This window comes from Shinella sp. GW835-FHT14H05, assembly GCF_058793575.1.
The window spans coordinates 421,170-441,735 of record NZ_JBXAFY010000004.1 but is presented as its reverse complement, the minus strand read 5'-3'; the positions used below and the strand labels follow the sequence as shown (position 1 = coordinate 441,735).

Below are 20,566 nucleotides of genomic sequence, written 5' to 3'. Positions count from 1 at the left end.
ACGCCCCAGCGCCAATGGTACTTCGTCTTAAGACGCGGGAGAGTAGGTCACTGCCAGGTCTGCTAAAGGCAATATATTTAAAACACATCTTCTCATCACACTCCTTCGGCCCCGCCGAAACTCAAGGGCCGCCAAAAGCGGTCCTTTTTGCTTCGGTGCCATAGGAACACGAGACGATTGCTCGGAAGCAGCGACGAACCCCTCAGGTTTTTCGCACCGGTATTTTGCCAAAGGCAAAAACCTTGGCGCGGGGTGGAGCAGCCCGGTAGCTCGTCAGGCTCATAACCTGAAGGCCGCAGGTTCAAATCCTGCCCCCGCAACCAAATATCAAAAAGCCCTCCAAACACGGAGGGCTTTTGCCGTTTCTAGAGGTGGGAAAAATTAGCCGCTGTTTTCCCCGCCCGCCCGCGCGTCCGTATACTTCCGGAAAACCGACACAGGAACCGGAACCATGGACGCGACCGAAAATCTAAACCTTCCCTATATTCTCCCCGCACAGGCCCAGAAACATGTGACGCACAACGAGGCCATCAAGGCGATCGATGCGCTGCTTCATCTGGCCGTCGGCAGCCGGAGTGTGGCGAGCCCGCCGGCAAGTCCTGCGGCTGGGGATCGTTATATCGTGCCTGTCGGTGCGACGGGGGCCTGGACGGGGCGGGCGAGGGATGTCGCGGCCTGGCAGGATTGGGTCTGGACCTTTTATACGCCGCGGGACGGCTGGCTGGCCTATGCCACGGACGAAAACCGCATGCTGACCTTCGAGGAGGGTGAATGGGGGCTCGCCACGGTCAGTGTCGCGATTCCGGTCGAAGTCGGCATCAACACGACGGCGGATGCGACGAACCGGCTGGCGGTCGCCTCGCCCGCTTCGCTGTTCACCAACGAGGGGGCTGGGCATCAGGTCAAGATCAACAAGGCCAATGCGGGGGACACGGCGTCGCTGCTGTTCCAGACGGGCTGGTCCGGGCGGGCCGAAATGGGGCTTGCCGGCAGCGATGCGTTCCGCGTCAAGGTGAGCGCCGACGGCTCCACCTTCAACGATGCCATGGTCGTCGACCAGGCGACGGGCAGGGTGTCTTTTCCGGCCGGCGCCGTCGGCCTGCGGCCGCAGCTCACCGGAAACCTTACCTATTATGTCGCGATCACCGGCAGCGACAGCAACAATGGACTGGCCGTCGGAACGCCGTTTGCGACGCTCCAGAAGGCGATTGACGAGGCGCATAAACTCGACTGCGCGAGCTATGACGTGACGATCGAGCTTGCCAATGGCACCTATGCCGGCGCGAGCGTCGTGCGGCCGCTGATCGGCAGCGGCACGCTCTTCATCAAGGGCAACGAGACCACGCCGGCCTCGGTCGTGCTGTCCTCGGGGCTCAGCTTCCGCAACGGGGCGCAGGTCCGTGTCAGCGGCCTGCGGATCGCCATCGGCACGGATCTCATCCATGCGCTGTCGGTCAGCAACGGCGTCACGCTCCGCCTCGGCAAGATGGAGTTCGGCGCAGTGGGCGCCAATGCCGACCACATCTTCGCCGACAGCCCCTGCCAGATCGTGCTGGAGGACAATTACACCATCAATGGCGGCGCGCGGCGGCATATGAACATTGCCATGGGCTATCTCACGGGCGTGAACCGCACCTTCACGCTGACGGGCACGCCCGCCTTCACGCAGTTCATCGCCACGAGCAGCTGCGGCACCGTGGCGCTCTCCAATCCGACAATCGTCGGCGCCGCCACCGGCAGCCGCTACATCGCCGAAACGAACGGCGTCATCAACACCTTCGGCAAGGCGGCAACCTTCCTGCCGGGCTCGACGGCCGGCACGATTCCGACCGGCGGCATCTACGCGTGAAAGCATAGTATGCGTTGCTTTTCGGTGGCCTCTTGCAAGGAGGCCGCCGGACTGGCTATGAACATGGGCATGTCTCTCGAATCCGTCCGCAGCTTCTTTTCCGAAAACGCTCCCGATGTCGCGGTGCTCGTCACCGAGCAGAGTTCGGCGACCGTGACGCTGGCCGCAGAGGCCCATGGGGTGGCGCCCGAACAGATCGCCAAGACGATCTGCCTGCGCATCGGCGAGGAGATCGTGCTGCTCGTCGCCGCCGGCACGGCACGGCTCAGCAATCGGAAATTCAAAGATCGTTTTGCCGCCAAGCCGCGCATGCTCGATGCGGAACAGGTGCTGGCGATCACGTCCCATCCCGTCGGCGGTGTCTGCCCGTTCGGCCTGCCCGCTCCCGTGCCGGTCTATTGCGACGTGTCGCTCCGGCCTTTCGACGAGGTGGTTCCGGCCGCAGGCGCGACGAATGCGGCGGTGCGCATTGCACCGGAACGCATGGCGGCACTGGTCAAGGGCGAATGGGTCGACGTCTGCGAGTGACGCAGACCCCTGCCGATCCGGCAAATCATGCCGCCGCTTAGGCGAATCCGTGCGCCGCATCAGGCGAATCGTGAAAGAGTTTCGCTCAAATTCGGGGAAATGCCCGGCTGGCGCAACTGCGCTCAAACAAGCAATATGACGAAACTGTGATCAACCGCGGCCGGCTTCCGGCGGACAGCGGCGCGCGGGCGCGGGAAATCCGCGGGGCGGCGGTTCGCAGCGCGAAGCGTCGGTCAGGACCGGGTGGCTGGAGGAGCTTTGACCCGGAAGTTTCGCACGGCGCGCCTCAGGCAGCGCCAGGGGGAGAAAACATGTTTGAACGGCTTTTCAAGCTGAGTGAGCACGGCACGTCCGTGCGCACAGAGGTGATCGCGGGTCTCACGACCTTCCTCACCATGTCCTATATCATCTTCGTCAACCCGGACATCCTGTCGACGACGGGCATGGACCGGGATGCGGTCTTCGTCGCGACCTGTCTTGCCGCGGCCCTCGGCTCTCTGGTCATGGCGCTCGTCGCCAACTGGCCGATCGGCATGGCGCCCGGCATGGGCCTCAACGCCTTCTTCGCCTTCACCGTCGTGGCGGCGCTGGGCTTCACCTGGCAGCAGGCGCTGGGCGCGGTGTTCATCTCCGGCATCATCTTCGTCATCCTGACGGTGACCGGCGTGCGCAGCTGGCTGATCGCCGGCATCCCGCATTCGCTGCGCAGCGCGATCGCCGCCGGTATCGGCCTCTTCCTTGGCATCATCGCCCTGAAGAACGCCGGCATCGTCGTCGACAATCCGGCGACGCTCGTCGGCCTCGGCAGCCTGAAGGAAACCGGCCCGCTTCTGGCGATCCTCGGCTTCTTCGTCATCGCGGTGCTCGATGCGCTGCGCGTGAAGGGCGCGATCCTGATCGGCATTCTCGCCGTCACGGTGCTCTCTTGGATCTTCGGGGTCAGCGAGTTCCGCGGCGTCGTCTCCGCCCCGCCGTCGATCATGCCGACCTTCCTGCAGCTCGACATCATGGGCGCTCTGCATGGCGGCCTCATCCATGTCATCCTGGTCTTCGTGCTCGTCGAAGTTTTTGACGCGACCGGCACGCTGATCGGCGTCGCCAAGCGCGCCAACCTCATCCAGGAAAACAAGCCGAGCCGCCTCGGCCGCGCGCTTCTCGCCGACAGCACGGCGATTGTCGCCGGCTCCTTGATCGGCACCAGCAGCACGACGGCCTACGTGGAAAGCGCGTCCGGCGTGCAGGCCGGCGGCCGCACGGGCCTCACCGCCTTCACCGTCGCCATCCTGTTCCTTGCCGCCCTCTTCATCTCGCCGCTCGCCGCCTCCGTGCCGACCTATGCGACGGCGCCGGCTTTGCTTTACGTGGCAGGCCTGATGATGCGGGAACTGACGGAAATCGAATGGGAAGACCTGACGGAAGCGGCACCGGCGGCTCTTACCGCGCTCGCCATGCCCTTCACCTATTCGATCGCCAACGGCCTTGCCTTCGGCTTTATCAGCTATGTCGTGCTGAAGCTCTTCACCGGCAAGTGGAAGGATATCCACCCGGCGACGGCCATCGTCGCGGTCCTCTTCGTCATCCGCTTCGCCTTCTTCGCGGAGTAATAAGGGGCCGATTGTTTGGTTGGACCATGTCACAAACTCCATCGTCATCCTCGGGCTTGACCCGAGGATCCACGCGGCACCCGCGGTTGTGGATGCTCGGGTCAAGCCCGAGCATGACGGAGGGGAGGTTTGTGAAAAGTGCCAAAAGGGCCGCGTGATGAGCGCGGCCCGTTTTCGTTTCAGGCCTTCGCGATGCCGTCGAGCCAGGCCTGCCATGTCGGCTCGGTCGCGGCAGCGGTCTCCGTGGCTTTCGGCCCGTAGAAGAAGCGGCAGACGCTGAGCCGGACCGCTTCGCCCATGCGGTAGATGCCGAACAGGCCGACGCCGGGCACGTCGCCGGCAATGTGCACCAGCACGTAGCGCTGCTCCTCGTCCTGCCGCACGCGAACCACTTCGCCGAAAAATGTTTCGCCGGCGTCGACGGTCCAGTTTTCGCCGGCATCGGCCGTTTCGTGGCCGAGCCCGTCGAGCAGCTTGCGCCAGACCACAAGGTCCTCGCCCTTCGCTTCGGCGCTGATCTGGAAGGATGCGGCGGTGTCGCCGGCATGATGGCGCAGATAGAGCCGCAGCACCTCGAAGAAGCCGGGCCAGCCGGATTCGAAGCCCTCCATCTGGCTGTCCCAGTCATCGGTCGAAGAGAAGAGGGAATGCACCATGCGGATCAGGCACTGGTCGCCGGAGCGCGCGACGATGCTGATCTCGGTGGCGACCGGCGGCGCGTTTTCCGCCCAGCCCACCTCCACATAGCCGAAACGATGCGGCGGCTCCCATTGGGTGACCGTGCCGCCGGAGGTGACCCCCGGCATGAAATGGAAGGTGATCTGGCCGCCGATCTTCCCCTCGATTTCGGCCTTGGTGAACCAGGCAGTGTTGCCGGGTCCGGTCGCGATTGCCTGCCAGACCTGGTCGGGGGTGCCGGGCACCAGAAATTCCATCTCCACCCAGCGTTTGCCGGTGGCGTCAAAGTTCGTCGGCATGGGTCTTCCTTTCGGTTTCCGCAGGTGCGGGATAGGCGGCGACCACCAGCCTGTGCGGCCGGCCGCCCGGGGTCGTGTCGTCGTGATAGCGGGCGGCCAGTGCCGCGACCGCTTCGGTGAGATCGGCCGTGAAGGCGGCGCGCGCGGCGGGCGAGGCGAAGCGGATCGTCGTGTCGATCGAGAGCGTGGCGAGCCGCTTGTCCGAAGCCCGCGCGCCGCGCCAGAGCGCGCCGACCTCGCGCACGATGCGGGCGGCGAGCGCGATGAGATAGCTCGCCGACAGCCGGTCGCCGTTGAGGGCGCGCTCGGCGCCGACCGGGCCGAGTGCTGCGGGCGAAACGACGTAGGAGCGCGCCGTCGCCACCATCAGCCGCTCGGTGATGCCGCCCCAGTGGCGCGCCTCGGTCTGCTCCACCAGCTTGCCCTCTTCCAGCGCCTTGAGGTGATAGTTGACCTTCTGGCGCGTCAGGCCGACGCGGCCGGCAAGCGCGGCTGCGGAGGAGGGAACCGAGAGTTCGGCGAGAAGCCGCGCCTTGATCGGGTCGAGGGCGAGGGCGGCGGCCGCAGGGGTATCGAGGATATCGAGATCGAGCATGCCTCAGAATTCCATTGACAAGAAAATTTGTCAAGGAGGTCGAAAAAGTGCCGGCCCGTGGAGGCGGGCCGGCGGATCCGCTGCCCGGTGGATGGATCAGCGGATCAGGAAGGTTTCGTCGTAAAAGTGCTCTTCGAGGTTCACGCCCTCGCCGCCGCGGTCGACCACGGCAAAATCGGAGACGGTTTCAAGCGGCGTCAGGATGCCGTGCCAGACATTGCGGCCGATATTGACGCCTTGGCCGGGCGCGGTGCGAAAGGCGATCGGCTCGGCCGGTCCGTTTTCCGTCTCCTCGGCGACGACGACGAGGAAGGGGCTTTCGCCGAGCGGAATGAAGGCCTGGCTGCCGAGCGGATGGCGCTCGACCATCTTCAATTCCAGCGGCAGCGGATAGGGCTCGCCGCGCAGCAGGCTGATCATCGGCCGAGCCTTTTCGCCGGTCGTCTCGATATGGGCGAGGTCGTGGAAGCGGGTGCATTTGCCCGCATTGATCGGGAAATTCGGCGCCCCGTCCTGCTCGATGACCTGGCCGAAAGGCGCGAAGGCCTCCCGGGTCAACGGTCTGATCTCGATGGTCTTCATGTCTTTCCTCCCTCGGCCGGATGGCCAAAAACACGCAGGCGGCTGACGCCGCCGTCCGGATGGATGTTGAGGCGGACATGCGTCACCGCACCCGCCCGCTTCACGAGATGGCCGTCGAACGTGTGGATACGGTCGGCGGCCAGTTTCTGCTCGGGCAGGATTTCCTGCCAGAACATCGACGCGGCTTTGACAAGGGTGGGGAGGTCCCCCGTCGAGCCCGTCAGGTCGGCGGCCTGCATGGAACAGGCATCCGGGTAATTGCCCTTGAAATGGGCGGTATCGACGACGATGCTGTCCACCGTCGCCCGCGTGGCGAGCTTCACCACGATCCATTCGTGGCCGGGCTCGCGGCGCCGGCTGGTCTCCCAGCCGTCACCCATATTGACGCCGCGGCCGGGCGCGAGCAAGCGCTGATGGCCGTAGTGCCCGTTCGAAAGCGCGATGACCTGTCCGCCGGCAAGGGCCGCGGCAAGGTCGATCGGCCCTTCGGCAGGGGCGAGCGTCGGGATACCATAGACCCGCAACCGCGCCACCCCACCATCGGGATAAATGCGAAGCCGCACATGGCTATAGAGCCCGTCTGCGGCGCAATCGAAGAAATGCTGGGCGCTCGGCCCGAGCGGGCTGGGCCCAAGCAATTCCACCCAGGACGTCCGGTCATCGGGGCCTTCCGGCGCATGACAGGCCTCGATGGTGCAGGCCGTCGGAAAATTGCCGGTGAAAAAAGCGGTGTCGACGTCAAAGCCGCGGATACGGCCGGGCGTGGCGAGCGCGATGACCGCGTGGTCATGGCCCGGCCCGCGCCGCCGCCGCGTTTCCCAGCCGTCCATCCACTTGCCGTTCTCATCATAGAGGCCGGGGTGGAAGACAGCCGGTTCATCGGCCAGCATGCGCGACAGCGGCCCGAAGAATTCATCCGTGGCGAAGATGCCCCTTGCCCCGAGGCTGGCCGCGGCAAGGTTGATCGTTCCACGGGTGAACGCAGGCAGGGCGCCGGTCGACATGATCTCTCTCAGGCCGGCAGCAAGGCTTTGAGCCGCAGCAGCCCGATCCGCTCCACCTGCTTGCAGGCAGTAGCGAATTCGACGTCGCGGTCATTGCCGATGCGTGTCTGGAAGGCGGCGAGGATGCTGGCCTTGGTGTTGTCCCTGACCGCGATGATGAAGGGGAAGCCGAATTTCCGGACATACTCCGTGTTGAGCTCGGTGAAGCGCGCCCGCTCCTCGTCCGTCAATGCGTCGAGGCCGGCCGACGCCTGCTCTTCGGTCGAGCTCGCCGTCAGGCGCTTGGCCTCGGCCAGCTTGCCGGCGAGGTCGGGGTGGGCGACGAGCACGCCGAGCCGTTCGGCATCGCTTGCCGCGCGGAACTGGAAGGTGAGCGCTGCGGCAAGGCCGACTGCGGTATCGTTAGCCGGCGAAAGTTCTCCCGCCCAGGCGCGGCGCGCGACCCAGGGCGAATGCTCGAAAATATCGCCGAAGCGTGTGACGAAGGCCTCTTCCGCCATCTGCGAGGGGCGCTCGGCCTGCTTCTGCGGCGGATGGGTCTTCGCCCAGTGCTCGGCAATGTCGATGCGGCGCGCGATCCAGACCTTGTCGTGGCTCTGCACGTAGTCGATGAAGCGGGCGAGCGCCATGACGCGGCCCGGCCGGCCGATCAGCCGGCAATGCAGGCCGATACTCATCATCTTCGGGCTGCCGGCCTTGCCTTCGGCATAGAGCGCATCGAAGGAATCCTTCAGGTAGCTGAAGAACTGGTCGCCGCTGTTGAAACCCTGCGGCGTCGCGAAACGCATGTCGTTGGCGTCGAGCGTATAAGGGATGATGAGCTGCTGGCGGCCGCCATGCTCGTACCAATAGGGCAGGTCGTCCGCATAGGTGTCGGACACATAGTCGAAGCCCCCTTCTTCCGCCACCAGATCGACCGTGTTCACCGAACAGCGGCCGGTATACCAGCCGCGTGGCCGCTCGCCCGTGACGAGCGTGTGCAGGCGGACCGCCTCGGCAATCGCCGCGCGCTCTTCCTCGGCCGGCATGTCCTTGTGCTCGACCCATTTCAGGCCGTGCGAAGCGATTTCCCAGCCGGCTTCCAACATGGCGGCGACCTGGGCCGGCGAACGCTGCAAGGCGGTCGCCACGCCATAGACAGTGACCGGCACGTCCTTTTCCGTCAGCAGCCGGTGCAGCCGCCAGAAGCCGGCGCGGGCGCCATATTCGTAGATCGATTCCATGTTCCAGTGGCGCTGGCCCGGCCATTGGGCGGCGCCGACGATTTCCGAGAGGAAGGCCTCGGAGGCGGCATCGCCATGCAGCACGCAGTTCTCGCCGCCCTCTTCGTAGTTCAGCACGAACTGCACGGCGACGCGCGCCTCGCCCGGCCACTCGGCCGCCGGCGGTGTCTGTCCGTATCCGTGCATGTCACGGCAATATCGCATGGGAACGCTCCTCCAAACCCTGTCCATGGCGAATTTCTAACCCGAAATCGCGCGGGCCATTCCCCCGGAAATTTTGAAAGTCTCGAACGATCCCGCCGCTTTTCAGGGGGTAGGGGCTGACGGATAGTGGAGAGAGGAGCACTGTGTACGCGGAGGAAGATCATGCAGTCACATTCGCAGCCGGCCGGCCGGCTCACGACCCACGTCCTGGATACCGCCCGCGGCAAACCTGCGGAGGGACTGCGCATCGAACTCTTCCGGGTCGAGGGCGATACCTTCCATCTGCTGAAGACCACCGAGACGAACGATGACGGCCGCTGCGATGCGCCGCTTCTTGCCGGCGAGACCATGAAAGCCGGCACCTACGAGCTGCGCTTCCACGCCGGCGACTATCTCGGCCGCACGGGCGATGGCCCGATGTTCCTCGATATCATCCCCATCCGCTTCGGCCTTGCCGACGAGGGCGCGCATTATCACGTCCCGCTGCTCGTCTCGCCCTATAGCTACTCCACCTATCGCGGGAGCTGAACCATGCCTGTCGAGATCCGCTCCGAGCTGCGCTTCATCCTCAACGGCCGTGACGTGGCGCTGCGTGATGTGGCGCCGGACCACACACTGCTCGACTGGTTGCGCCTCTCCCGCCTGCTCAAGGGCACCAAGGAAGGCTGTGCGGAGGGCGACTGCGGCGCCTGCACGGTGCTGGTCGGGCGCCTGACGCCGTCCGGCGGTCTCGTCTATGAAGGTGTCAATGCCTGCATCCGTTTCCTCGGCTCGCTGGATGGCTGCCATGTGGTGACCGTCGAGCATGTGGCCGCAAGCGACGGCCATCTACACCCCGTGCAGCAGGCGATGGTCGACTATCACGGCTCGCAATGCGGCTTCTGCACGCCGGGCTTCGTCATGTCGCTCTATGCGTTGTGGATGCAGTCGCCGAGCCCGAGCGACCAAGAGATCGAGACGGCGCTCCAGGGCAATCTCTGTCGCTGCACCGGCTACGAGCCGATCCTGCGCGCCGCGCGCGCCATCTCCAGCTACGGCAACACCGAGAAGGACCCGCTGCTCACCGAGCGCGCAACGATGATCGCGCGCCTGAAAGCCTTGCGCGACGGCGCCCGTGTCGAGATCGGCGAGGGAAAGCACCGCTGGATCGTGCCGGCTAACCTCGACGATTTCGCCGCCGTGCTGGAGGCGTCGCCGACCGCGACGGTGGTCGCCGGCTCCACCGATGTCGGCCTGTGGGTCACCAAGCATATGCGCGCCATCACGCCGGTCTTCATTGCCGGGCTCGATGAACTGAAAGCGATGTCCGTGCAGGACGGCGTGGTCTCCTTCGGCGCCGGCGTCACCTATTCCGAGGCGATCGCCACGCTGTCGCACCATATCCCGGCGCTCGGGCCGCTGATCACCCGCATCGGCGGCCAGCAGGTGCGCAATATGGGCACGATCGGCGGCAACATCGCCAACGGCTCGCCGATCGGCGACACCCCGCCGGCGCTGATCGCGCTGGACGCAACGCTCACCTTGCGCAAGGGCGCGGAGCGGCGCACCATCCGGCTCGAAGACTATTTCATCGCCTATGGCAAGCAGGACCGCCAGCCCGGCGAATTCGTCGAAGCCGTGCAGGTGCCCATTCCCGCCGCGACGGAAAAATTCGCCGTCTACAAGGTGACCAAGCGGCGCGACGAGGACATCACGGCAACGCTCGGCGCCTTCCGCCTGGTGCTGGCCGACGATGGCACGGTGGCCGAAATCCGCATCGCCTATGGCGGCATGGCGGCAACGCCGAAGCGTGCCGCCGCAGTCGAAGCGGCTCTGCTTGGCCAGCCGTGGACGGAAGCGACGGTGGAAGCGGCGATGGAAAAATATGCCGAGGACTTTTCGCCGCTGACCGACATGCGCGCCACCGCGGATTATCGCGCCCTGGTGGCCAAAAACCTTCTCCTGCGTTTCTATATGGAAACGACGTCCAGCGAGGCACCCGTGCAGGTGTCCAGATACGAGGCTGCGTGAGCCATGAACAAGCACACCCCTGACCTCAAGGCCGAAAAGATTGCCGGCGGCGTGCATTCCAGCGTGCGCCACGACTCGGCGCACAAGCACGTCGCCGGCACTGCCGTCTATATCGACGACATCACGGAGCCTGCCGGCACGCTGCATGCCGGCCTCGGCCTCTCGACCGTCGCGCATGGCATCCTGAAATCGGTCGACCTCTCCGCCGTGCGCGCCGCGCCGGGTGTGATCGATGTGCTGACCCATGAGGACGTGCCCGGCGTCAACGATATCTCGCCCTCCTACATGAACGACGATCCGGTGCTGGCAAACGGCAAGGTCGAATTCCATGGCCAGCCGATCTTCTGCGTGATCGCCGAGACGCGCGAAGAAGCCCGCCGCGCCGCGCGGCTTGCCAAGATCGAATACGAGGAACTGCCGGCCGATATCGACATCTGGGACCTCGACGTCAAAACCCACCGGCAGGTCGTCACCCCGCTGACGCTGAAGCGCGGCGATGCCGCCGCTGCCCTCGAAAGCGCGCCCCGCCGCATCAAGGGCCGCATGCGGCTCGGCGGTCAGGACCACTTTTATCTCGAAGGCCAGGTCTCGCTCGCCGTGCCGGGCGAGGACGACGAGGTGCTCGTCTATTGCTCGACCCAGGGGCCAAGCGAGACGCAGCACATGGTCGCGCACGCGCTCGGCGTGCCGAGCCATGCCGTGACGGTGGAAGTGCGCCGCATGGGCGGCGGTTTCGGCGGCAAGGAAACGCAGGCGAACCAGTGCGCGGCACTCGCGGCGATTGCCGCCAAGAAGCTGAACCGCGCCGTGAAAGTCCGGCTCGACCGCGACGAGGACATGGCCGCCACCGGCAAGCGGCACGATTTTGCCATCGACTACGATGTCGGCTTCGACGACGAAGGCCGCATCCTCGGCATCGACTACACCTTCGCGCTACGGGCCGGTTTTTCGGCGGACCTGTCCGGCCCGGTGGGCGACCGTGCGCTGTTCCACTGCGACAACGCCTATTTCTTCCCGCATGTGCATGCCAAGTCGGCGCCGCTCTACACCAACACCGTCTCCAACACGGCGTTTCGTGGTTTCGGCGGCCCGCAGGGCATGGTGGGCGCCGAGCGCGTCATCGACGAGGTGGCTTTCGCCGTCGGCAAGGACCCACTCGATATCCGCAAGCTGAATTTCTACGACGCGATGGGCGTGGAGGGCACGCGCAACGTCACGCCCTATCACCAGAAGGTGGAAGACTGCATCATCCAGCGCATCGTCGCCGAGCTGGAGGAAAGCGCCGACTATGCCGGCCGCCGCAAGGCGATTGCCGAGTTCAACGCCAAGAGCCGCATCGTCAAGCGTGGCCTGGCGCTGACGCCCGTCAAGTTCGGCATTTCCTTCACCAAGACGGAATCGAACCAGGCCGGCGCGCTGGTGCATGTCTATACCGACGGCTCCGTGCACATGAACCATGGCGGCACCGAGATGGGCCAGGGCCTGCATCTCAAGGTCGCGCAGGTCGTCGCGGAAGAGTTCCAGATCGATCTCGACCGCGTGAAGATCACCGCGACGACGACCGCCAAGGTGCCGAACACCTCGCCGACTGCCGCCTCCTCGGGCGCCGATTTGAACGGCATGGCGGCGCAGGATGCTGCCCGCCAGATCAAGGATCGGCTCATCGATTTCGCCGCGGAAACCCACCAGGTGCCACGCGAGCAGGTGGTGTTCCTGCCGAACCGGGTGCGCATCGGCAATGCCGAGATCTCCTTTAACGATCTCGTCAAGAAGGCCTATATGGCGCGCGTCCAGCTGTCGGCCGCCGGCTTCTACAAGACGCCGAAGATCCATTGGGATCGCTCCAAGGGCCGCGGCCACGCCTTCTACTATTACGCCTATGGCGCGGCCTGTTCCGAAGTCTCCGTCGATACGCTGACCGGCGAATATATCGTCGAACGCACCGATATCCTGCACGATACCGGCCGTTCGCTGAACAGGATCATCGATATCGGCCAGATCGAGGGTGGCTTCATCCAGGGCATGGGCTGGCTGACGACCGAGGAACTGTGGTGGGACGGCAAGGGGCGGCTGCGCACCCACGCGCCCTCCACCTACAAGATCCCGCTCGCCTCGGACCGTCCGAAAATCTTCAACGTGGCGCTCACCGACTGGTCGGAGGCCTACGAGCCGACGATCCATCGCTCCAAGGCCGTGGGCGAACCGCCGCTGCCGCTCGGCCTTGCCGTGTTGCATGCGCTGTCGGACGCGGTGGCAAGCGTCGCGGATCACAAGATCTGCCCGCGCCTCGACGCACCGGCAACGCCGGAATGCGTTCTGATGGCGATCGAGCGGCTGAAGCGCGAAAAGAAGGGGTAATGTCATGTCCGCCCTGCGCGAAGACATCCGGGATTTCCTGCGCCGCGAACCGGTGTCGATCCTGGTCGAGGTGACGGGTGCCGCGGGCTCCACGCCGCGCGACACCGATGCCTGGATGCTGGTGTCGGACCGGGCGATCTTCGCGACGATCGGCGGCGGGCAGCTCGAATATATGGCGATCGACCAGGCGCGGCGTGCGCTCCGCTCCGGGCTTGCGGCCGAGCCGATGAACGTGCCGCTCGGCCCGGAGATCGGCCAGTGCTGCGGCGGCCGGGTCGGGCTTTCCTTCACCGCCATGAACCCGGCGCTCGCCAAAAGCCTGATTTCCCGCAGCGATCGCGAAATGGCGGCACGCCCGCATGTCTATGTCTTCGGTGCCGGCCATGTCGGCGATGCACTCGCCATGGCGCTGTCGCTGGCGCCCTTGCGCGTCGTGCTGGTGGATACGCGGGAGGACGAGCTCATGGCGTCCACCGTGCCACGCATCGAAACCTGCCTGACGGCCATGCCGGAAGCGGTGGTGCGCGACGCGCCGGCCGGCAGCAGCTTCGTCATTCTCACCCACGACCACGCGCTCGATTTCCTCATCACCGCCGAGGCGCTGAAGCGCGCCGACGCCGCCTATGTCGGCATGATCGGCTCGAAGACGAAACGCACGACCTTCCGCAACTGGCTGTCGCGCGAATTCGGCCAGCCGGGCCTGTTCGAAAACCTAATCTGCCCGATCGGCGGCACCACGCTGAAGGACAAGCGCCCCGCCGTCATCGCCACGCTTGCCGCCGCCGAGATCGTGACGGCGGCGTTGAGCTGGACCGATAGCCGGGTCAATAGATTGCGGGCCGTCAGCCGCTAGTGGTTTCGTCGGCAGGTACGTCACCGAGCAGCTTGCCGATCAGCCGCTGACATCGCTCGGCCATGAAGTCGATCATCAGGCGGACCTTCGGGTCCTGGAACCGCTTGTGCGGGTAGATCGCGGCGAGCTGCACGGAGGCGGGCGGGGAATCCTTCAGGATTTCGACCAGCCGGCCTTCCTTCAGGTGCGCCTTCACCTCGAACAGCGGCTTGTTGATGATGCCGCGGTCCTCCAGCGCCCATTGGGTAAGCACGTCGCCGTCATCGCTGTCATAGGGGCCGGCGACTTCGAATTTGCGCGGGCCTTCCGCGGTCACCAGTGTCCAGAAATATTCCTTCGAACCGGGATACCGCAGCAGCAGACAGTCATGTTTGTCGGCGATCAGCGCATCCGCATTTGCCGGCACGCCGCGCCGCGCGAGGTAGGCGGGCGAGGCACAGAGCACGCGCTCGCAATTGAGGATGCCGCGCATGCGCAGGTTCGAATCCTCCAGCACGCCGAGCTTGAAGGCGACATCGACGCCTTCGGCGAGGATATCGACATTGTGGTCCGACAGGCGCACCCGCACTTCGATATCCGGGTACTTGTCGTGGAATTCCGGAATGCCGGACGCGATCAGGCGCCGGCCGATGCCGAGCGGCGCGGTGATCCTAAGCGATCCTTTCGGGTTGCGCGAAAGATCGGCGATCGCCGCCTCCGCCTCGTTCACCGCCTCGATGATCTTGACGGCGCCGTCGTAGAAGACGCGGCCGTGTTCGGTCGGCGAGAGCTTTCGCGTCGTGCGGTTGAACAGGCGCACGCCGAGATGGCGCTCCAGTTCCTTGATGCGATTGCTGGCGACCGCCGGGGTGACACGCTGGTCGCGCCCTGCCGCTGAAAGAGTACCGAGTTCGACCACGCGAACGAAGACGCGCACATTATCGAGATAGGACATGGATTCCTTCTACCACATTGGCGTGCAGAGCAAAGTGGGGGCCATCTTATAGATTTTTTTGAAAGTGTTGGGGATTCACCGGGATTTCCGAGAAAATCGCTTGATGGCAAACAAGCCCATGAAAAGTGGGTGGAGGTCCCTATGTACGAATATGCCATAGCCTGGGATTGGCTGATGTTTGCCGTGCGCTGGCTGCACGTGATCACGGCGATCGCCTGGATCGGCTCGTCGTTCTATTTCGTCGCGCTCGACCTGGGCTTGAAGAAGCACCCCGCGCTGCCGCCGGGCGCGCATGGCGAGGAGTGGCAGGTGCATGGCGGTGGTTTCTACCACATCCAGAAATACCTGGTGGCGCCGGCCTCGATGCCCGAGCACCTCGTCTGGTTCAAGTGGGAAAGCTACGTCACCTGGCTCTCCGGCTTCGGCATGCTCTGTCTCGTCTATTACGCGGGCGCCGACCTCTACCTGATCGACCCGAACGTGCTCGACGTCTCCAAGCCCGTGGCGATCGCCATTTCGCTGGCCTCGCTCGCCTTCGGCTGGATCATCTACGACCTCATCTGCAAGTCGCCCTTCGGCAACGACAATACGCGGCTGATGGTGGCGCTCTATTTCATCCTGGTCGCGGTGGCCTGGGGCTACACCCAGCTCTTCACGGGCCGCGCCGCCTTCCTGCATCTCGGTGCCTTCACGGCGACGATCATGTCGGCGAACGTGTTCTTCATCATCATGCCGAACCAGCGCGTCGTCGTCGCCGACCTCATCGCCGGCCGCACGCCCGATCCGAAATACGGCAAGATCGCCAAGCAGCGCTCCACGCACAACAACTACCTGACGCTGCCCGTGCTGTTCCTCATGCTGTCGAACCACTATCCGCTGGCCTTCGGCACGGAGTTCAACTGGATCATCGCCTCGCTGGTCTTCCTGATGGGCGTCACCATCCGCCACTATTTCAACACGACCCACGCTAACGCCGGCAACCCGACCTGGACCTGGCTTGCGACCGCGCTGCTCTTCGTCCTCATCATGTGGCTCTCCACGGTGCCGAAGGTGCTGACCGGCGAGACGGCGGATGCCAAGGTCTCGGCGGTGCAGCAGTCCTTCATCACGGCGGAAGCCTTCCCGAAGGTGCGCGACACGGTGCTCGGCCGCTGTTCCATGTGCCATGCCAAGGAGCCCGGCTGGGAGGGCATCATCACCCCGCCGAAGGGCGTGGTGCTGGAAACGGACGGCGAAATCGCCGCCCATGCCCGCGAGATCTATTTGCAGGCCGGCCGCAGCCATGCAATGCCGCCGGCAAACCTGACGCAGATTTCCGACGAGGAGCGCCGCCTCCTCGTCTCCTGGTACGAAAGCGCCGTGAGCGGGGAGAAAATCCAATGAGCGAACGTCTGATCCGGGGCCGCGTGCTCACCTTCGTCGCCGAGCCGCAGGGCATCGATGACACCGCTTCCTACCGCTATTTCGAGGACGGCGCCGTCTTCGTGCGGGGCGGCAAGGTGGTCGAGACCGGCAACTATGCCGATATCCGCAAGCTGGCCGGTGCCGAGGTCGAGATCGCCGATCACCGGCCGAACCTCGTCCTGCCCGGCCTCATCGATACGCACCTGCATTTCCCGCAGACCCAGGCGATCGCGTCCTATGGCGCGCAGCTGCTCGAATGGCTGAACACCTATGTCTTCGTCGAGGAGCAGAAGTTTTCGCGCCCCGCCCATGCGGCGGCCGTTGCGGATCGTTTCATGGACGAACTGCTCTCGAACGGCACGACGACCGCCGTCGCCTATTGCTCGGTGCACCCCGAAAGCGTCGACGCCTATTTCTCGGCGGCCGAAGCGCGCGGCATGCGCATGATCGGCGGCAAGGTGATGATGGACCGCAATGCGCCGGATGCGCTGCGCGACACGCCGCAGCAGGGCTATGACGAGACGAAACGGCTGATCGAGAAATGGCACGGCCGCGGCCGCGCGCATTATGCGATCAGCCCGCGCTTCGCTATCACGTCCACGCCGGAGCAGCTGGAGATGAGTCAGGCGCTCGTCGCCGAGCACCCTACCTGCTACGTTCAGACACATCTTTCCGAAAACAGGGACGAAATCGCCTTTGCCACCTCGCTCTATCCGGAGGCGAAGGACTATACGGATATCTACGCCCGCTACGGCCTGCTGAACGACCGCATGCTGCTCGGCCATTGCATCTATCTGAGCGGCCGGGAGATTTCGGTTCTGGCGGAGACCGGCGCCGTCGGCGTCTTCTGCCCGACCTCGAACCTCTTCCTCGGCTCCGGCCTGTTCGATCGCGATCGTTTCGACAGGCTCGGCGCGCGCTGGTCGGTCGCCACCGATGTCGGCGGCGGCACCAGCTTCTCCATGCTGGAAACCATGGACGAGGCCTACAAGGTTCTGCACCTGCAGGGCCAGCGGCTGACGCCGTTCAGCTCGTTCTACCGCATGACGCTCGGCAATGCCCGGGCGCTCGGGCTGGAAAACCACATCGGTTCGCTGCATTCCGGCGCGGATGCGGATATCGTCGTGCTCGATTCCAGCGCCAAGTCGGCGATGGAATATCGCATGCGCACGGCGACCTCGCTGCTCGAAGAACTCTTCATCCTCCAGACCATGGGCGACGACCGCTGCGTCGCCGAGGTCTATGTCGCCGGCAAGGCGATGAAGGGCAAGGGTAAGGCCGTCGAAAAGCGCGTTCTCGAAACGGCCTGATTATTTGACGGTGCAAACGCCGTTCGCGCCGCCGTGTCCGGTATAGGACACGTCGGGCGAGCCGTCCGGCCGGATGGTGAGCGAGATCGTGACGCCGCCGCCCTTGGCCTCGTAATAGTTGTCGTTGAAGACGTGGAGCTTGGCTTCCTTGCCGTTGATGTAGACCGGCCCGCCTTCGTCGGCATGAACCTCGATCTTGCCGGGGCAGGTGGCGTTGACGAGCGGGATCTTTGCAAAGGCCGGGCTTGCGGCAAGCAGCGCGAAGGCGGTGGCAACGGCGGGGCGGACGATGCGCATCGGGAAATCCTCTCGTGATTTTCACCGGGCAAAACTGAGCCCTTCGCCGGCAAAGTCAAGCGCGCTTCGACCGCCCACCCATCGCCTTGGTTAACTCTTCCGCAGCCGCGCGCACGACCGGCCCGAAGGCGCCGACCTTCTCGTCCGGCAGGCGCACCGCCGGTCCCGAGACCGAGATCCCCGCAACGGCCTCGCCATATTCGTCGAAGATCGGTGCCGCCACGCAGCGCATGCCGAGCGTGTGCTCCTCGTCGTCGATCGACCAGCCGCGGATGCGGATCTTTGCGATATCCTCCAGAAGCATCGCCACGCTGTCACGGGTCTTGTCGGTAAAGTGCTGCAAGGTGCGGCCGGCGAGCAGCGCCTCGATGCGGGAATCCGGCCAGGTCGACAGGATCGCCTTGCCGATGCCGGACGCATGGATCGGCCCGCGCCGGCCGGGGCGGAAGAAGGCGCGCATGGGCGCATGACTTTCCACCTGCGAGATGAAGACCACGTCGCCGTCGTCCTCAATCGCGATGTTGGCGGTCTCGCCGCAACCCTCCATCAACTGTTTCAGGAAGGGCCGGCTGATCGTGCCGAGCTTGCGGAAGCGCAGATAGGCGGTGCCGATCTCGAAGGCCTTCACGCCGATCGTCCAGGCGCCGGTCTCATTGTCGTGGGTGACCATGCCGTGCTGGGCAAGCGAGGTGAGCAGCCGGTGCACGGTGGAGGGCGCCATCGCCGACTGGTCGGCAAGCTCGGTCAGGCCGGCACCATCGGCCTGCGCCACCAGCTCCAGCAGTTTCAGGCTGCGGTCGAGCACCTGCACCGAAGAGGGCGCCGCATTCTCGCCGGCCTTGCGGCCCGGTTTGGCCCGCGTCTTTTCCTGATGGTCCGCCATGTCGTTTTCTCCTGTCCGCCGACGTCATGACATAGCTGGCCCGGATCGATTGTTCCAGTTTCGTTGAAAATGTTTATTTCCACATGATGGGATTGATTTCCATTTTATGATTGCGCGCCATCGAAAATGGGTTACCTTCCAACTCGAGAGACGGAGGAAATTCCCATGGCAAAAATGCGTGCTGTCGATGCAGCGGTCCTGGTTCTGGAAAAGGAAGGCATTGATTGTGCCTTCGGCGTCCCGGGCGCTGCGATCAATCCCTTCTATTCGGCGCTGAAGGCGCGCGGCACGGTCCGCCACGTTCTCGCCCGCCACGTCGAGGGCGCAAGCCACATGGCGGAAGGCTATACCCGTGCCCGTGCCGGCAATATCGGCCTGTGCATCGGCACGTCGGGTCCGGCCGGCACCGACATGATCACCGGCCTCTATTCGGCCTCCGCTGACTCGATCCCGATCCTCTGCATCACCGGCCAGGCGCCCCGCGCCCGCCTCGACAAGGAGGATTTCCAGGCCGTCGACATCGCGAAGATCGCGGCTCCCGTCACCAAGTGGGCCGTCACCGTCATGGAGCCGGGCCTGGTTCCCTACGTCTTCCAGAAGGCGTTCCACACCATGCGCTCGGGCCGTCCCGGTCCGGTCCTGATCGACCTGCCGATCGACGTCCAGCTCGCCGAAATCGAATTCGACATCGACGCCTATGCGCCGCTCGAACCTTACAAGCCGGCCGCCACCCGCGCCCAGGCCGAGAAGGCGCTCGCCATGCTGAACGCATCCGAGCGGCCGCTGATCGTCGCCGGCGGCGGCATCATCAATGCGGATGCGTCCGATCTCCTGGTCGAATTTGCCGAAATCGTCGGCGTCCCGGTCATCCCGACGCTGATGGGCTGGGGCACGATCCCGGACGACCATCCGCTGATGGCCGGCATGTGCGGTCTCCAGACCTCGCACCGCTATGGCAATGCGACCATGCTCGCCTCCGACTTCGTTCTCGGCGTCGGCAACCGCTGGGCCAACCGCCACACCGGCAATATCCCGACCTATACGGAGGGTCGCACCTTCGTCCATGTCGACATCGAACCGACCCAGATCGGCCGCGTCTTCACGCCCGATTTCGGCATCGTGTCGGATGCCGGCGCCGCGCTTAAACTCTTCCTCGACGTTGCGACCGAGTGGAAGGTCGCCGGCAAGCTGCGCGACTGGTCCGGTTGGGCCGAGGAATGCCGCGAGCGCAAGCGCACCATGCTGCGCAAGACCCATTTCGACCAGACTCCGCTCAAGCCGCAGCGCGTCTACGAGGAAATGAACAAGGCCTTCGACCGCGACACCTGCTACGTCTCGACCATCGGCCTTTCGCAGATCGCCGGCGCGCAGTTCCTGCATGTCTACAAGCCGCGCAACTGGATCAATTGCGGCCAGGCCGGCCCGCTCGGCTGGACGCTGCCGGCAGCGCTCGGCGTGCGTGCCGCCGATCCGGACCGCCCGATCGTGGCGCTGTCCGGCGACTATGACTTCCAGTTCCTCATCGAGGAGCTTGCGGTCGGTGCCCAGCACAAGCTGCCCTACCTGCATGTGGTCGTGAACAATTCCTATCTCGGCCTCATCCGCCAGGCTCAGCGCGGCTTCAACATGGACTTCGAAGTCTCGCTCGCCTTCGACAACATCAACGCATCGGGTGATGCGGAAGCCGGCTACGGCGTCGACCATGTCGCGGTCGCCGAAGGCCTCGGCTGCAAGGCGATCCGGGTCCGCAGCCCGAACGAGTTCCAGGAAGCCTTCAACACGGCGCAGAAGCTGATGAAGGAGCACCAGGTTCCCGTCGTCATCGAGTTCATCCTTGAACGCGTCACCAACATCGCCATGGGCGCCGACATCAATGCCGTCGTCGAGTTCGAGGAGCTTGCCGAACGCGGCGAAGATGCCCCAACCGCCACGATGGCACTGCTGGACTAAG

General features: G+C 64.8%; 18 protein-coding genes and 1 tRNA gene. 11 read left to right on the top strand and 8 right to left on the bottom strand.

What is annotated here, in order from left to right; all coding sequences use genetic code 11:
- Positions 1-246 precede the first annotated feature (246 nt).
- From AC1Q6Z_RS16775 to AC1Q6Z_RS16760, 4 genes are all read left to right on the top strand, one after another.
- Positions 247-323, top strand: a tRNA-Met gene (locus AC1Q6Z_RS16775).
- 128 nt (positions 324-451) lie between these two features.
- Positions 452-1,849 (top strand): DUF2793 domain-containing protein, encoded by a 1,398-nt coding sequence (locus tag AC1Q6Z_RS16770; RefSeq protein ID WP_492648613.1) that lies wholly within the window; start codon positions 452-454, stop codon positions 1,847-1,849.
- 69 nt (positions 1,850-1,918) lie between these two features.
- Positions 1,919-2,377 (top strand): YbaK/EbsC family protein, encoded by a 459-nt coding sequence (locus tag AC1Q6Z_RS16765; protein WP_256121334.1) that lies wholly within the window; start codon positions 1,919-1,921, stop codon positions 2,375-2,377.
- 311 nt (positions 2,378-2,688) lie between these two features.
- A complete protein-coding gene (locus tag AC1Q6Z_RS16760; protein WP_256121335.1) occupies positions 2,689-3,981 on the top strand; it encodes an NCS2 family permease in 1,293 nt (430 codons plus the stop codon).
- A gap of 179 nt (positions 3,982-4,160) precedes the next feature.
- Here the strand turns inward: AC1Q6Z_RS16760 and AC1Q6Z_RS16755 are convergent, their stop codons facing one another.
- The 5 genes from AC1Q6Z_RS16755 to puuE form a co-directional block, all read right to left on the bottom strand.
- Positions 4,161-4,958, bottom strand: a complete 798-nt coding sequence (locus AC1Q6Z_RS16755) for an SRPBCC family protein (RefSeq protein WP_492648612.1) — start codon at positions 4,956-4,958, stop codon at positions 4,161-4,163.
- A complete protein-coding gene (locus AC1Q6Z_RS16750) occupies positions 4,942-5,553 on the bottom strand; it encodes a helix-turn-helix domain-containing protein (RefSeq protein ID WP_492648611.1) in 612 nt (203 codons plus the stop codon). The genes AC1Q6Z_RS16755 and AC1Q6Z_RS16750 overlap by 17 nt, the downstream gene beginning before the upstream one ends.
- A gap of 96 nt (positions 5,554-5,649) precedes the next feature.
- Positions 5,650-6,135, bottom strand: a complete 486-nt coding sequence (locus AC1Q6Z_RS16745) for an ureidoglycolate lyase (protein ID WP_435266932.1) — start codon at positions 6,133-6,135, stop codon at positions 5,650-5,652.
- Positions 6,132-7,139: an allantoicase gene (gene alc, locus AC1Q6Z_RS16740; protein ID WP_492648610.1), complete on the bottom strand. Its 1,008-nt coding sequence runs from the start codon at positions 7,137-7,139 to the stop codon at positions 6,132-6,134. The genes AC1Q6Z_RS16745 and alc overlap by 4 nt, the downstream gene beginning before the upstream one ends.
- Before the next feature lie 8 nt (positions 7,140-7,147).
- Positions 7,148-8,566 carry an allantoinase PuuE gene (puuE, locus tag AC1Q6Z_RS16735; RefSeq protein ID WP_492648609.1) on the bottom strand — a complete coding sequence of 473 codons (1,419 nt, stop codon included), beginning with the start codon at positions 8,564-8,566 and terminating at the stop codon, positions 7,148-7,150.
- 162 nt (positions 8,567-8,728) lie between these two features.
- Here puuE and uraH point away from each other — a divergent pair, with 162 nt between their 5' ends.
- From uraH to xdhC, 4 genes are read left to right on the top strand one after another with little or no spacing between them, the layout of a single operon-like run.
- Complete coding sequence (gene uraH / locus AC1Q6Z_RS16730; protein WP_439614701.1) at positions 8,729-9,094, top strand: hydroxyisourate hydrolase; 366 nt, start codon at positions 8,729-8,731, stop codon at positions 9,092-9,094.
- A 3-nt stretch (positions 9,095-9,097) separates the two neighbouring features.
- Complete coding sequence (gene xdhA, locus AC1Q6Z_RS16725; RefSeq protein WP_492648608.1) at positions 9,098-10,576, top strand: xanthine dehydrogenase small subunit; 1,479 nt, start codon at positions 9,098-9,100, stop codon at positions 10,574-10,576.
- 3 nt (positions 10,577-10,579) lie between these two features.
- Positions 10,580-12,934: a xanthine dehydrogenase molybdopterin binding subunit gene (xdhB, locus tag AC1Q6Z_RS16720; RefSeq protein WP_492648607.1), complete on the top strand. Its 2,355-nt coding sequence runs from the start codon at positions 10,580-10,582 to the stop codon at positions 12,932-12,934.
- 4 nt (positions 12,935-12,938) lie between these two features.
- Complete coding sequence (xdhC, locus tag AC1Q6Z_RS16715) at positions 12,939-13,787, top strand: xanthine dehydrogenase accessory protein XdhC (protein WP_492648606.1); 849 nt, start codon at positions 12,939-12,941, stop codon at positions 13,785-13,787.
- Here xdhC and AC1Q6Z_RS16710 read toward each other — a convergent pair.
- Positions 13,777-14,721, bottom strand: a complete 945-nt coding sequence (locus AC1Q6Z_RS16710; RefSeq protein WP_492648605.1) for a LysR family transcriptional regulator — start codon at positions 14,719-14,721, stop codon at positions 13,777-13,779. The genes xdhC and AC1Q6Z_RS16710 overlap by 11 nt on opposite strands.
- 141 nt (positions 14,722-14,862) lie before the next feature.
- Between AC1Q6Z_RS16710 and AC1Q6Z_RS16705 the strand changes: the two genes are divergently transcribed.
- On the top strand, positions 14,863-16,104 hold the full coding sequence (locus AC1Q6Z_RS16705) for a urate hydroxylase PuuD (RefSeq protein ID WP_435266924.1): 1,242 nt from the start codon (positions 14,863-14,865) through the stop codon (positions 16,102-16,104).
- Entirely contained in the window at positions 16,101-17,435 is a 1,335-nt protein-coding gene (gene guaD, locus AC1Q6Z_RS16700; RefSeq protein ID WP_492648604.1) for a guanine deaminase, read from the top strand. The genes AC1Q6Z_RS16705 and guaD overlap by 4 nt, the downstream gene beginning before the upstream one ends.
- Here the strand turns inward: guaD and AC1Q6Z_RS16695 are convergent, their stop codons facing one another.
- Complete coding sequence (locus tag AC1Q6Z_RS16695) at positions 17,436-17,732, bottom strand: hypothetical protein (RefSeq protein ID WP_492648603.1); 297 nt, start codon at positions 17,730-17,732, stop codon at positions 17,436-17,438.
- A gap of 55 nt (positions 17,733-17,787) precedes the next feature.
- The gene (gene bhcR / locus AC1Q6Z_RS16690; RefSeq protein WP_256121349.1) at positions 17,788-18,615 is read right to left on the bottom strand and encodes an HTH-type transcriptional regulator BhcR; all 828 of its coding nucleotides are present in this window, start codon (positions 18,613-18,615) and stop codon (positions 17,788-17,790) included.
- Between the two features lie 165 nt (positions 18,616-18,780).
- On the opposite strand from bhcR, the gene gcl reads away from it, so the two are divergent.
- Positions 18,781-20,565 (top strand): glyoxylate carboligase, encoded by a 1,785-nt coding sequence (gcl, locus tag AC1Q6Z_RS16685; protein WP_439614708.1) that lies wholly within the window; start codon positions 18,781-18,783, stop codon positions 20,563-20,565.
- Position 20,566: the final 1 nt, after the last annotated feature.